At 44.5% G+C, this 14,250-nt stretch carries 10 protein-coding genes; all 10 read left to right on the forward strand.

The window, feature by feature from the left end; genetic code table 11:
• Nucleotides 1-680 precede the first annotated feature (680 nt).
• Nucleotides 681-1,220 carry a fimbrial protein gene (locus A9587_RS16655; RefSeq protein WP_105263811.1) on the forward strand — a complete coding sequence of 180 codons (540 nt, stop codon included), beginning with the start codon at nt 681-683 and terminating at the stop codon, nt 1,218-1,220.
• Nucleotides 1,221-1,281: 61 nt separating this feature from the next.
• Entirely contained in the window at nt 1,282-3,654 is a 2,373-nt protein-coding gene (pefC, locus tag A9587_RS16660) for a PefC/AfrB family outer membrane usher protein (protein WP_105263812.1), read from the forward strand.
• Nucleotides 3,655-3,679: 25 nt separating this feature from the next.
• A complete protein-coding gene (locus tag A9587_RS16665) occupies nt 3,680-4,342 on the forward strand; it encodes a fimbrial chaperone (RefSeq protein ID WP_085947957.1) in 663 nt (220 codons plus the stop codon).
• Between the two features lie 29 nt (nt 4,343-4,371).
• Nucleotides 4,372-5,343 (forward strand): fimbrial protein, encoded by a 972-nt coding sequence (locus tag A9587_RS16670; protein ID WP_001189352.1) that lies wholly within the window; start codon nt 4,372-4,374, stop codon nt 5,341-5,343.
• Between the two features lie 12 nt (nt 5,344-5,355).
• The gene (locus A9587_RS16675) at nt 5,356-5,877 is read left to right on the forward strand and encodes a fimbrial protein (RefSeq protein WP_001233593.1); all 522 of its coding nucleotides are present in this window, start codon (nt 5,356-5,358) and stop codon (nt 5,875-5,877) included.
• Nucleotides 5,870-6,388, forward strand: coding sequence for a fimbrial protein (locus A9587_RS16680; RefSeq protein ID WP_105263813.1), 519 nt, complete (start codon nt 5,870-5,872; stop codon nt 6,386-6,388). The genes A9587_RS16675 and A9587_RS16680 overlap by 8 nt, the downstream gene beginning before the upstream one ends.
• A gap of 201 nt (nt 6,389-6,589) precedes the next feature.
• Nucleotides 6,590-10,123 carry a S6 family peptidase gene (locus A9587_RS16685; RefSeq protein WP_105263814.1) on the forward strand — a complete coding sequence of 1,178 codons (3,534 nt, stop codon included), beginning with the start codon at nt 6,590-6,592 and terminating at the stop codon, nt 10,121-10,123.
• A 146-nt stretch (nt 10,124-10,269) separates the two neighbouring features.
• Nucleotides 10,270-10,878, forward strand: a complete 609-nt coding sequence (locus A9587_RS16690; RefSeq protein ID WP_001517478.1) for a glutathione S-transferase — start codon at nt 10,270-10,272, stop codon at nt 10,876-10,878.
• A gap of 97 nt (nt 10,879-10,975) precedes the next feature.
• Nucleotides 10,976-12,367 (forward strand): L-seryl-tRNA(Sec) selenium transferase, encoded by a 1,392-nt coding sequence (gene selA, locus A9587_RS16695; RefSeq protein WP_038355013.1) that lies wholly within the window; start codon nt 10,976-10,978, stop codon nt 12,365-12,367.
• A complete protein-coding gene (gene selB / locus A9587_RS16700) occupies nt 12,364-14,208 on the forward strand; it encodes a selenocysteine-specific translation elongation factor (protein ID WP_016262731.1) in 1,845 nt (614 codons plus the stop codon). Before selA ends, selB begins: the two co-directional genes overlap by 4 nt.
• The last annotated feature ends 42 nt before the right edge of the window (nt 14,209-14,250 follow it).

The raw sequence follows: 14,250 nt of genomic DNA on the forward strand, positions 1-14,250 counted from the left end.
ATTTTTAATATCCACAATAAAAATATCAAAATTTGATAAAAAACCAGAACTAATCAATCAGTAAAATAATAACAATCAGTTTTACTGGAATTGAGAACCCCAGGAGCGCTCATTATCGTAAGTATTTATATGATTGATCTATAACCATTTTGCAGTACATGGTTGTTTCATTTTGTTAATCTGGTTGAGGATATTCATTATTATAATGGAAATGTGTTCACAGCGAATGGAATGTTTTTCATCAAATACTCTCTTTTCCAATAGAAGAAGACCTTCTGTCATCAAATGACAGAGACTCTTTTGCTATAGGTGTGTCGCGACTGTTTTATTTACGTTGCTAAGCTATCCATATATTTTAAATTTCCATTATCAAAATATTCCATTTTTAGGTAAATAATAAGAATAAATCAATAATAAATAAAAATGTTCGTGTTTAAATGAAGGGGTTTTATCAATAACTTTAAAAATAAAAATATCCATAATGAAAGTTGAAATTGATTTTGAATGTAATAACTAAGTAGAACAAATCGATATAAAAACACGATGGTAGAGTTTTATTGTTGACCAACTTTTCTTGTGCAAGGTAATTTTGCGTCGTTCATGAACTTCTGGGCATGAGCAAATTTAGGACTAACCGAATTTGGGACTAACAATTCTTTAAAGGCTTTAAGGAGCATTAAATGAAAAAATTGGTTTTAGGTTCAGCTATTCTTGCTGTACTTGGGATGGCTTCTACTGCAATGGCTGCAAACAGTGGTACTGTTAATTTTACAGGGGCAGTTACTACTGCGACGTGTGACTTATCCGTTCAAGATGGTGCTGGAGCAAATATATCAAGTGTTGATCTTGGTACTCTCATGAATAACTCTACGGCAGATGGTACAGCAGTAAGTTTCAAACTTGTCCCGCAAGATGCTGCCTGCTTAGCAAAAAATAATGCTACTATGAATTGGACATCGCCAACTCTTACAGCAACTGGTTTTGGTAACTCAGCGCCGAATGGTACTAACGCATATATGATTATGAGTACCTCAAACTCAACTGCGACATCTTCAGCAGGTCGTATTATAAAGCAAGGTCAAACTGCTTTTGACTATACTACTGCAACCGGAGGTATTCAATCCTTTGATTTTGCCGCTCAGCTTAAAAGGCCAGTAACAGGCACAATGACTCCTGGCGCCTTTGCTGCATCAGCTAGTTATACTGTTGCATATAAATAATTATATTTAGACCTAAGGAGGGAAGTGGGTTAATTCTTCCCTTCTTATTTTTCAAATAATTATGGTAAGAGACATTGATGAAAAAGAGATATTATTTGTCGCTATTATTTTTCATTTACTATCGAAAGGTGCTCTTGCCGAAGAGTTCAACTTCAGCTTTATTCGTGGGGGGAGTAAAGACATTCCTGGTGTTTTAAATAGCAATAAAGGAAACGTACCGGGTAAATACGTTGTTGATGTTATCTTCAATGGTTCTAAAATCGCGTCATCTACCGAGATGAGCATCACAAAAGAGGATGTCGAAGGGATATGTCTCTCTGATGAATGGCTAACTGAAAACGGTATTATTATTAATAAAGACTTTTATGAAAATGTTTATAATGCTGCACGTCAGTGCTATTTGCTGGGTAATGAGAAGAACAGTAAAGTCGCGTTTGATCAATCTTTGCAAGAAGTATCTATTGATTTGCCACAGGCAGGCTTCCAGGACGCGGCAAAAGATGGCGGTGTATGGGACTATGGTAGTAACGGTTTTAAAATCGCTTATGACGTTAATACCGCAAAAAATAGCAACCAGGAAAGAACCACCTATAGCAGTATTGATGGCCAGGTGAACTTGGGTGAATGGGTGCTGCTGGGTAGAGGGTACGCTTACCAGGGTGAAAATTTTGATACGAATAATCTGTTACTGACGCGGGCAATCAAATCACTGAAATCCGATCTACAACTGGGCAAGACACAGCTTTATAACTCTTTGAACGATGGTTTTACCTTTTACGGCGCTCAGCTTAAATCGAATCAGGATATGTATCCGTGGAATTCGCGTGCTTATTCGCCGGTAATTAATGGTATTGCGCGAACCCACGCCAGGGTAACCATTGAGCAGAGTGGTTATACCTTAAAATCTATTGTCGTTCCTCCGGGGCCATTTGTGATCAACGATCTTAACGGCGTTTACTCTGGCGATTTGATCATGAAAATCTATGAAGAGGATGGCTCCGTTCGTGAACAGCGTTTCCCTGTCGCAGTGTTGCCTAATTTATTAAGGCCAGGAACGTATAACTACGCCCTCGCCATGGGTAGCAAAGTTAACCAGGATAATGGTGAATGGGATAAAGACAGCCTGTTTGCACAAATGAGTTATGACTATGGTTTCGAACCTTTTACGCTCAATAGTTCTTTATTGCTGGACAAAAATTATAACAATATTGGTTTAGGATTAATTCGCTCTTTTGGCTGGTTTGGTGCCATGTCTTTTAGTGGCAACTTATCACAAGCGAAATACCATAATGGTAAGAATCTGAAAGGGTATAGCACGTCGTTAAAATATGCTAAAGCGCTTGGTGATAATGCAAATTTACAGCTTATTGGTTACCGTTTTAATTCAGAAAATTATATTGACTATGCTGATTTTACCTATAACTCATATAGTTTTATAAAAAACAGGCCTAAGCAACGCTATGAGTCAATCATTACCTACCAGCTACCAGAAAAAGGTATGTTTTTAAACCTCTCGGCGTGGAAGGAAGATTACTGGGATAATTATAATGAGGTTGGTGCTAACTTAAGTCTGACAAAAAGCTTTGACCAAATAACAATGACACTGAACGGCGGTTATTCCAGACTGCAAAATATGGATGCTGACTATAATGTTGGTTTGTCATTAAGCGTGCCATTGAGTCTGTTTGATAAAACACATTATAGTTTTTCGAATGTTAACTATGATCGACGTACTGGTATCAGTATGAATACTGGGGTATCAGGAATGATTAGCCAAAGGCTGAGTTATAATGCGTCAGTTAACCAGACTCGTGAAACTACCGGTGGCACACTTTCCGCCTCCTATTTATTTGACTGGATGCAGACATCAGCAACTTATTCACAAACAGGGAAAAATACCTCTACCTCACTCCAGTTGGGTGGTAGTGTTATTGGTGTGCCAGAAGGTGGGATAATTTTTACCCCAGTAAAAAATGATCAACTGGCCATCGTGCAGATGAAAGATGTACCAGGCGTTATGTTTAATGGCTCCTTGCCTGGAGATAAATACGGACGGGCGGTAATTCCTCTTACAGCTTATAACAATAATACAATTTCTGTTAATGCTGAAAAATTACCGAAAAATGTTGAGCTTACAGATAATGCGATTAATGTGACTCCAACGGAAAATGCTATCATTTATAAAAAAGTAAAATTTAAGAAAATCAATACTTATGTAGTTAAACTCTATGGGAAAAACGGTTATGTCGTCCCTATGGGGAGCATTGCAAAGAATACGCAGGGTAAAGAAGTGGGTTATGTAAATAACGGTGGAATTTTGTTGATGAACCTTGAAGAACGCGATGAAGGTGTTATTTCGCTTGATCAGTGTCAATTTAATACGCAATTACTGAAGAAAAACTATGACCAAACTCAGGAGATCCACTGTGAGTAACAATGTAATCAAAAAAATAAAACTCATGCCAGTATTGGCTTTGCTGCTGACCAGCTTTAATAGCCATGCTGCCTTTGTTCTCAACAGTACGCGTTATATTTTTGCGGGCGATAAAGACAACATTTCAGTCCAGGTAAATAATGAATCTTCTCAAGAGTATGGTGGACAAATCTGGATCGATAACGCAAATACAGGAGATCAGAACGTTTACTTTGCACCCAGCCCGACCTTTTTCAAGGTTTCCGGTGGACATAAACAAATTTTACGTGTCCTAAAAATTAATGACAGTTTACCCAAAGATAAAGAATCACTGTTTTGGGTCAACGTCCAGGAAATCCCTAAAGCACCGAAAGAGGGAACAAACTCTCTTGCCATAGCATTACATACTCAGGTTAAGATGATTTATCGACCTGAGTCATTAAAAGATGGTAGGGAAGGTGCAGAGAAAAATATCAAGCTCATCAATGAAGGAAATAACACGGTTTTATTTAATAACTCTCCATATTATTTTGCAGTGATAAACGTAAAGCAAAATGGTCGGGATGTGAAACTTAGCGAAGACGTCAAAAATAAAATTGCTGCTTTTGCACCTTTTGAGAAAGTATCCTTAGGTAGCAAGCTTTCTGGGAAAGATATTTCTATTATCGCTTTTGATGATTATGGTGTAGACCGAGAATATAAACTTTAGCCTAAAATGGCACCCAGGAGAATAATATCATGCAGCGATTGTTATTTCTTGTTTTTGCGTTATTTTTTATCTCGCCACATGTACTCGCTTCGGTGGATTGCTCTAGTGGTAGAATTACTCTTGAATATGATAGTGCAACTACAAATTACAAAACTTATAATTCTACGCAGAATGGGCCCGTTGCCGCATTAGTTGCAAATGTATCACAAAATTTCTCATGCGGTGGCGATTACATCGAAACAACCACTATGAATAGAAAAAGCTATTTGGTCTTACCTGTTACCAGTGGAGGAACCTGTAGTAATGGTATTTTAACTACGACTATCCCTGGCGTTGTCTGGCGTCTTGAAGGATTTACCTGTTTGGGGAATGGGTTAAAGACTACTAAAGAATTAAACGGCGGTGATACCTGGTCTGGCACAGTGGGGAAACTTGTTTTAACACTGACTGATGAGTATTGGCGGCGGAATAATTCCACACGAACATTTACTTTGCCGGCCCCTTCCCAAGGGAATGTCAAAGGAACGAATGTTAATGTGGTGGTAACAGCAAATCCTGCAACTTTAACACATAAAATTATGCACTTAGGTAGTTGTTCGATGGCAACAACACCAGTTAATTTAGATTTTGGTACTATATCACCTATTGAGATTAATAAAGGAAATCTCTATCAATCGGTTACTGTGTCCTGGAACTGCGTTAACAAAGCGCTCGCAGTGAATGGTTTTAATTTACGTTTTGATCCTGAAAATGTTATTAATGCCAACCAAGCCACATTTAGTGCCACAGCTACTGATGGTAAGAAACTAAATTTTCAGTTAGTGCAATATAATCAAGGGAAGGAAACTCCTCCTCAGCTTAATAAAAGTATCCAAGTGTATGCTCCCGTAACTAATGATGTTTACAATACAATTAGCTTAAGAATAAAAGTATTACCAGCATCAACTTATCCCACAGGGAAAATTTCAACGTATTTAACAATTACTGCGACATATATGTAAAGGATGATATTTATGAGGAAATGGAAAGTGTTAATTTATTCTATGTCATTAATTTGCTGTAGTAGTTATGGGTCATACACCATTTCAAATAGAGTAAACATCACAGCGACGATGGCATTAAACACCTGTGCATTAACGTTAACACCTGCAAATGTGAATTTTGGCGGAGTACGTATTGATGAGATTGAAGCGGGGAGTATTTCTCCACAGATAGTGTCACTGGCAATGCAATGTAGTTGGCCTGCCAGCGGTGTATCGGTAAAATTTGTACCAAAGGATGGTGTTTCTACCAGCGACTCAAACATCATGAAAACCGGACTATCTGGTGTTGGGCTGGCTTTATCGTGGAAAAAGAATGCAGCTTCTGACTTTACCAATCTTAATTACAATACATCGTTGCAACTTAATGCTCAGGAACAATCAAGTAATGTGACATTGGGACAGTTTAGACTTTTACCGAAGAAAGTACCTGAGCAAATAATACAAAGTGGCAATATAGCAACCAGTTTGACTGTCGAGGTTAGCTATGATTAATTCTTTCTGCAAATACATCCTTATTGCATTGAGTACCCTGGTTCACCTTTGGGGTAATAATGTCATTGCCGCACAAACGGCAAGTGCAAGCTTGCCGATTGCAATGACGGTAACAAATCCACAATGCACTATTAATAATGGGCAAGGATTACCCACCACAGTTCAACTTCCTGTTGTCACAACTGCGGGAGTATTTTCTGATAACAATACTGTTGAAGTTCCCATTGTCGTTAGTTGTGCAGGAAGTGTTTCAAAATTTGAAATTACATTAACAGGAGGGAGTTCATCGAAAATTACGACCAGCAATAGTATGATTGATATTACACTTAATTGGAAAAAAGGTGGGGCGGAAGTTCAATTTGGAACACCTGTATCATTGACTAAAGCACCATATCTTGTAAGTAACAAAGAATTTGATGCCTCGCTAATAGCTAAAGTTACGCCTCATTCTGGAAGTATTCCTGCAGGGCTCTATACAGCGAGTTTGCCGGTAACGTTAACGTACTATTAAAATATCTGATAAGTATAGTAGTAATAGATATTAATATCCGGATCTGTGACCCGGTGTTAATGTTTTATAAACACGTCATAATCAGTTTATTGTTAACCATGGCGTAGGCCTAATTAAGTCACTTTCAGTAATTGGTATATACCTAAAAGTTTAGTGTAAATATACCGTCGCAATCATTATGTAACCAGAGTGATATTATAAATGAATTTTATCTATTCACTTAAATTTAATAAAAAAAGAGAGTTGGTTGTTGCATCTGAAATCTCAGGAGGAATAAAAAAATCAACCCACAGTAAAGTATCAAAATCTGTAATTATTCTGATTAACATTTTAGCCGCTCAACTCTACTCTCCGTTAGTTCACGCTTCGGTTGTCGGGATGGACATACCATATCAAACGTACCGTGATTTTGCAGAGAATAAAGGAGCCTTTTCTACTGGCGCACTGAATATTCCTTTATATGATAAACAAGGAAACTTATATTCAACCCTCAGTCAGGCACCAATGATAGATTTTAGTTCTGTTGATAGGGGACTTTCAGTAGCAACCTTAGTTGCGCCACAATATATTGTCAGCGTAAAACATAACGGTGGGTACAAAAGTGTTAAGTTTGGCTATAACGACGATAATAATTATATTCTTGTCGATCGCAATAACGGTGCACGAGACTTCCATACACCACGTCTGAATAAAATTGTTACCGAGGTTGCACCTTCAGAAGTGACTGATGCGGGTACTGCTACAGGAACCTATAAGAATCAAGAGCGTTTTCCGGTGTTTTACCGGGTCGGTACAGGCACGCAATATGTTAAGGGTATAACTGGGAAGTTAACGTCAATCGCTGGCGGATATACATATAAAACGGGTGGAACTGTTGGAGTACCTGCAATATCGGACTGGAGCATTGTGAGCAATCCGGGCAATACCTATGCCGTAGCTAATGGTCCTATGGCCTCTTATGGCACACCCGGCGATAGTGGCTCTCCCCTTTTTGCCTGGGATACGCAACGTAATAAATGGGTGTTGGTTGCAGTACTCAATTCCTATGCGGGTAATGCAGGAAAAACTAACTGGTTTACCGTTATTCCGGTGAATGAAGTGAATGCCAATATTGAGGCTGATACTGACGCGCCAGTAACGCCAATGAGTACAACCGAAAATATTAACTGGACTTACGATATTTCCACGGGGACCGGTAAGCTGACCCAAGGAGCGGATACCTGGGAGATGCATGGTCGTGACACTGGAAGTAGTGCAGTTTCATTTAATCATGGAAAGGATTTGTCCTTCGAAAACACCGGCACAGTGATGTTGAAGGATACGGTTAATCAGGGGGCTGGCACGCTCACATTTAACGGTGATTACACAGTAAAACCGGACGCTGATCAGACCTGGGTAGGGGGCGGTATTATTGTCAATGGTGATCATACCGTGAACTGGCAAGTTAACGGTGTTGCGGGCGATAGTCTGCATAAGCTAGGTACTGGGACGTTGAACATTTCCGGCACTGGCATCAATCCCGGAACGCTCAGTGTGGGGGATGGAACAGTTGTGCTAGCCCAAAAACCAGATAGTAATGGACAGGTTCAGGCGTTCGAGTCCGCCAGCATAGTCAGTGGCCGGCCTACTCTGGTATTGAGCGACAGCCATCAGATGAACCCGGATAATATCAAATGGGGGTATCGTGGCGGTAAACTCGATATTAACGGTAATGATTTAACCTTTCATGCTCTAAATGCAGCAGATGAAGGGGCGGTATTAACCAATAGCGGCTCGCTTTCCACTGTTAATCTGGATTTTAATTCGACGAATACCACGACGCCGGTAACGACGATGTTCCACGGATATTTCACTGGCAATGTAAATGTTAAAAATAACGCAACATCTAATGTGAATAATACCTTCGTGGTTGATGGCGGTATTAAGACACCGACAGGCAGCATGACGCAGCAGGGCGGACGTCTCTTTTTTCAGGGGCATCCGGTTATCCATGCTGTGAGCACTCAGACAGTCGCCAACAAATTAAAGGCGCTGGGCGATGATTCCGTGCTCACACAACCAGTTTCTTTCACACAAAGCGACTGGCAAACACGGCAATTTAATCTGAAGTCGCTGGATCTCAACAATGCTGCATTTTACCTTGCTCGCAATGCTGAATTGACCACGACAATCAATGCCAATAACTCCACTGTTACTTTGGGCAGTGAAGACCTTTATATAGATACCAATGATGGCAATGGCGTAAAAACGACACCTGTGGAAGGTCAATCAATTGCGACCACATCAGAAGATCAAAGCAGCTTTACGGGGAACGTTTATCTCAGAGGTAGATCCACGCTGAATATTGGTTATGGCACCAACATCATTGGCGATATTAATGCATGGTCTGATCTCAACATCAACTTTGGATCGGGCACAAAACAAAGTTCGGCTACTGGTATTTCTTATACTGGTAATATCTACGCACCGGAAGCGAATGTCAGTATGAATAATACGTCGTGGGCATTGAGAGGAGAATCATGGCTTGGCAAAACAACCATTTCAAACAGCCAGCTTACGGTGTCTACGGATGGTAAAACAAGTAGCAATATTACTGTTGTAGATAAATTAACTGCAGATAACAACACTCTGTACGTTACACCGACCCGGCCGCTTAGTGAAATGTCATTCAATAATATTCCACTGATTACAGCAAAACGTGGGGTCAATAATACCTCGGCGTTTAAAACGGTGACTCAACAGGTTGGCTTTCACTCAATGACGCCAAAGATTGAGGTGGTTAATGTCGATGGCACCACACAGTGGCGTCTGAAAGGATTCGATGTTCAGAGTGATAGTTCTGCTCTTAACGAGGGGCAGCGTTTAACGAACACTGGCGTTAAAAACTTTCTGACTGAGGTTAATAACCTTAACCGTCGTATGGGTGACCTGCGCGATACAAAAGGTGAAACAGGCGCATGGGCACGATTAATGAACTCTTCTGGCTCAGGTCATGGTGGCTTATCCGATAGCCATGTTCATCTGCAGGTTGGTGCCGACAGAAAGCATCATTTTGAGGGGGGAGACCTCTTTACAGGCGTCATGATGACCTTTACCGATAGTAAAGCCAGCGCGGAAAGTTATCAGGGGAAAACCCGTTCCGTAGGTGGTGGACTGTACGCATCGACATTGTTTGATTCAGGCGTGTATGTTGACGTAATCGGTAAATATGTCCATCACAGCAACGACTATTTGCTGCAAACGATGGGATTAAAGGCAGACGATACTGCTCACTCATGGTATTTAGGCGCAGAAACCGGCTGGCGCTATCAGTGGAAGCCTGATGTCTTTATTGAACCGCAGGTTGAACTGGTCTACGGCACGTTGTCAGGCAATACCTTTAACTGGCAATACAACGGTATGGATATCAGCATGAAGCGTAAAACGGCAAACCCCTTGATTGGCCGTACTGGTGTGGAATTCGGAAAAACGCTGGATGGTCACGACTGGCAGGTTACAGCGAAGGCAGGTTTAAGTTATCAGTTTGACCTGCGGAATTCTGGCACCACTACGTATCGTGATTTTGCTGGTGAGTCCACCGTGTACAACGGTAAAGATGGTCGTATGTTAGCCAACATTGGGATTGATACGCGTATTAAAGACAATACCCGTATCGGCCTGACCGTTGAGAAATCAGCATTTGGTAAGTACAACGTCGATAATGCTATCAATGCGAATATCCGCTATTCATTCTGATATTTAAAAAGATCGTTTCATTTACAAGGCCCGGTATGTGTACGTATCGGGCCATCTTGTGTTTGTCATCACGCTCATATCAATAACATCTGCCTTTTTTTTAACCCTGGGTCATACTCATATTTTGTTAACAAAAAGGAAACATAATGAAACTCATCGGTAGCTACACCAGCCCGTTTGTACGCAAACTTTCTATTCTGTTGTTAGAAAAGGGCATTACTTTCGAATTTATCAATGAACTGCCCTATAACGTAGACAACGGCGTGGCGAAATTTAACCCGTTAGGGAAAGTGCCGGTGCTGGTGACCGAAGAGGGCGAATGCTGGTTTGATTCGCCAATCATTGCCGAATATATCGAATTAATGAACGTTGCTCCGGCGATGCTGCCGCGCGATCCGCTAGAGTCGTTGCGAGTGCGTAAGATTGAGGCGTTGGCAGATGGCATTATGGATGCCGGGCTGGCTTCGGTGCGTGAGCAGGCGCGCCCGGCGGCGCAGCAGTCTGAAGATGAGCTGTTACGCCAGCGGGAGAAAATCAACCGCAGTCTGGATGTGCTGGAAGGATATCTGGTCGATGGTACGCTCAAAACCGATACGGTAAATCTGGCGACTATCGCTATTGCCTGTGCCGTCGGGTATCTCAATTTCCGCCGCGTTGCGCCGGGCTGGTGTGTGGACCGCCCACACTTAGTCAAACTGGTCGAGAATCTCTTTAGCCGCGAAAGCTTCGCTCGCACCGAACCGCCAAAGGCTTGATGCGCGATATGTCCTCCAGACACTTCTCACGTTACAATCTGCGGTTATGTTAAACGCCCTTCTCCGTGTGAGAGGGCCTTGATGAGCCTGGTTTCCTATGACAACCGAAACGCGTTCCCTCTATAGTCAGCTTCCCGCTATTGATCGCTTATTGCGTGATAGTTCCTTCCTTTCTTTACGTGATACTTATGGCCACACTCGGGTGGTGGAGTTGCTGCGTCAGATGCTTGACGAAGCGCGAGAAGTAATTCGCGACAGTCAGACGCTACCCGCGTGGTGTGAGAACTGGGCGCAAGAAGTCAATGCCCGACTGGCGAAAGAGGCGCAGAGCGCGCTGCGTCCGGTGATCAACCTGACGGGAACGGTGCTGCATACTAATCTTGGTCGGGCATTGCAGGCGGAAGCGGCGGTGGAAGCTGTTGCGCAAGTTATGCGTTCACCGGTGACGCTGGAATATGATCTGGATGACGCCGGACGTGGGCATCGCGATCGCGCGCTGGCACAGTTGTTGTGCCGCCTTACTGGCGCGGAAGATGCCTGCATCGTCAATAACAATGCGGCGGCGGTGCTGTTAATGCTGGCAGCAACTGCCAGCGGCAAAGAGGTGGTGGTTTCTCGCGGTGAACTGGTGGAGATTGGTGGCTCGTTTCGTATCCCTGACGTAATGCGTCAGGCAGGCTGTACCCTGCATGAAGTAGGAACCACCAACCGTACCCACGCTAATGATTATCGTCAGGCGGTGAATGAAAATACCGCGCTGTTGATGAAGGTGCATACCAGTAACTACAGCATTCAGGGGTTCACCAAAGCGGTAGACGAAGCGGAGTTGGTGGTGCTCGGTAGAGAGCTGGATGTTCCGGTAGTGGCTGATTTAGGCAGCGGTTCGCTGGTCGATCTTAGCCAGTACGGTTTGCCGAAAGAGCCGATGCCACAGGAGTTGATTGCCGCGGGCGTCAGCCTCGTGAGCTTCTCCGGCGACAAGCTGTTAGGCGGGCCACAGGCAGGGATTATCGTCGGTAAAAAAGAGATGATCGTCCGGCTGCAAAGTCACCCGCTGAAGCGTGCATTACGCGCAGATAAAATGACCCTCGCGGCGCTGGAAGCCACGCTGCGTCTTTATTTACACCCTGAGGCTCTGACAGAAAAATTACCGACCCTGCGTCTGCTTACCCGCAGCGCAGAGGTCATTCAAATCCAGGCGCAACGTTTACAGGCTCCCCTTGCCGCACATTACGGCGCGGAGTTTGCGGTACAAGTTATGCCATGCTTGTCGCAGATCGGCAGTGGTTCGCTGCCTGTTGATCGCCTGCCGAGCGCGGCATTAACGTTTACACCTCATGATGGACGCGGTAGCCACCTTGAGGCATTAGCCGCCCGCTGGCGTGAATTGCCGGTGCCAGTGATTGGCCGCATTTACGACGGGCGTCTGTGGCTGGATTTACGCTGCCTTGAAGATGAGCAACGGTTTTTGGAGATGTTGTTGAAATGATTATTGCGACTGCCGGACACGTTGACCACGGCAAAACGACATTATTACAGGCGATTACTGGCGTAAATGCCGACCGTCTGCCGGAAGAAAAAAAGCGCGGTATGACTATCGATCTCGGCTATGCCTACTGGCCGCAGCCGGATGGACGCGTTCCTGGATTTATTGATGTTCCCGGCCATGAAAAGTTTCTTTCCAACATGCTGGCGGGCGTTGGTGGTATCGATCATGCGCTGTTAGTGGTGGCGTGCGATGACGGCGTGATGGCACAGACCCGTGAGCATCTGGCGATTTTGCAGCTTACCGGTAACCCGATGCTGACCGTCGCGCTGACCAAAGCCGATCGCGTGGACGAAGCGCGCGTTGATGAGGTTGAACGCCAGGTAAAGGAGGTGCTGCGGGAATACGGTTTTGCTGAGGCAAAACTGTTTGTCACCGCAGCGACTGAAGGAAGGGGAATTGATGCTCTGCGCGAACATCTGCTTCAGTTGCCGGAACGTGAACACGCCAGTCAGCACAGTTTCCGCCTCGCTATCGACCGTGCTTTTACCGTAAAAGGTGCCGGGCTGGTGGTGACGGGTACGGCGTTAAGTGGGGAAGTGAATGTTGGCGATTCATTATGGTTGACGGGGGTAAATAAACCGATGCGCGTGCGTGCTCTCCATGCGCAAAATCAACCAACAGAAACCGCCCATGCCGGGCAGCGTATTGCGCTTAATATCGCCGGTGATGCGGAGAAAGAACAGATTAATCGAGGCGACTGGTTGCTGGCAGATGTGCCGCCAGATCCGTTCACGCGAGTGATTGTCGAGCTTCAAACCCATACGCCGCTGACCCAGTGGCAGCCGCTGCATATTCACCACGCCGCCAGCCACGTTACGGGGCGTGTTTCGCTGTTGGAAGATAACCTTGCCGAACTGGTGTTCGACACGCCGCTGTGGTTGGCGGATAACGATCGCTTAGTGCTACGCGATATATCAGCCCGCAATACGCTGGCGGGTGCCCGCGTGGTGATGCTCAACCCGCCGCGCCGCGGTAAACGTAAGCCGGAATATCTGCAATGGCTGGCGTCACTGGCACGGGTGCAGAATGATACCGAAGCGCTGGCTGTTCACCTGGAGCGCGGTGCGGTGAATCTCGCGGATTTTGCATGGGCGCGTCAGCTCAACGGCGAAGGGATGCGCGAATTGCTGCAACAGCCGGGCTATATTCAGGCCGGTTATAGCTTGCTGAATGCACCGGTTGCTGCTCGCTGGCAGCGTAAAATTCTCGACACATTAGCGGCTTATCATGAACAGCATCGCGACGAACCAGGGCCGGGACGCGAACGTCTGCGGCGCATGGCGTTGCCGATGGAAGATGAAGCCCTGGTACTGTTGCTGATTGAAAAGATGCGCGAAAGCGGCGAGATCCACAGCCATCACGGCTGGCTGCATCTGCCGGATCACAAAGCCGGATTTAGCGAAGAGCAGCAGGCTATCTGGCAAAAAGTGGAACCGCTGTTTGGCGACGAGCCGTGGTGGGTACGTGACCTGGCAAAAGAGACGGGGACCGACGAGCAGGCAATGCGCCTGACGCTGCGCCAGGCGGCACAGCAGGGGATAATTACGGCGATCGTCAAAGATCGTTATTATCGCAATGATCGAATTGTCGAGTTTGCCAATATGATCCGTGATCTCGATCAGGAGTGTGGCTCGACCTGCGCGGCGGATTTCCGCGATCGCTTAGGCGTTGGCCGAAAACTGGCGATTCAAATTCTGGAATATTTTGACCGGATTGGCTTTACGCGTCGCCGTGGAAATGATCATTTATTACGTGACGCATTATTATTTCCCGAAAAATAAGGAAATGATTAATTCATAATAAATATGAATTAATACAAAATT

Origin of the sequence: Escherichia sp. MOD1-EC6162, from assembly GCF_002965125.1 — a bacterium.
GTDB classification, from domain to species: domain Bacteria; phylum Pseudomonadota; class Gammaproteobacteria; order Enterobacterales; family Enterobacteriaceae; genus Escherichia; species Escherichia marmotae.